Source organism: Pseudomonas sp. 3B-A001-10F (assembly GCF_056313565.1).
In genome coordinates this window covers 1-475 of the sequence record NZ_JBQYFW010000088.1, presented here as the reverse complement: position 1 = coordinate 475, position 475 = coordinate 1, and the positions used below count along the sequence as shown (strand labels likewise).

Below are 475 nucleotides of genomic sequence, written 5' to 3'. Positions count from 1 at the left end.
AACGCACACCGTGGAGTGGCAGGCTCCGGCTGTGGCGATTACCCGCACGGCAACCCAGGCGCGCCAGAGCAACAGCGTCGATCTCGACAAAGCCCGTCTGGTAGTCAGCGTCGGTCGCGGCATTGGCAGCAAAGAGAACATTGCGCTGGCAGAACAGCTTTGCAAGGCGATAGGTGCGGAGTTGGCCTGTTCTCGTCCGGTGGCGGAAAACGAAAAATGGATGGAGCACGAACGCTATGTCGGTATCTCCAACCTGATGCTGAAACCTGAATTGTATCTGGCGGTGGGGATCTCCGGGCAGATCCAGCACATGGTTGGTGCTAATGCATCGCAAACCATTTTCGCCATCAATAAAGATAAAAATGCGCCGATCTTCCAGTACGCGGATTACGGCATTGTTGGCGATGCCGTGAAGATCCTTCCGGCACTGACCGCAGCTTTAGCGCGTTGATCCACTCTGGCAGGGCTGCATTAC

Annotated in this window: 1 protein-coding gene; it reads left to right on the top strand. The window is 56.2% G+C overall.

Features of this window, described 5'->3' with window-relative positions; translation table 11 throughout:
• On the top strand, positions 1–451 hold a 451-nt coding region (locus tag AC0ZWN_RS28865; RefSeq protein ID WP_198559734.1), incomplete at its 5' end, for an FAD-binding protein.
• Positions 452–475 lie beyond the last annotated feature (24 nt).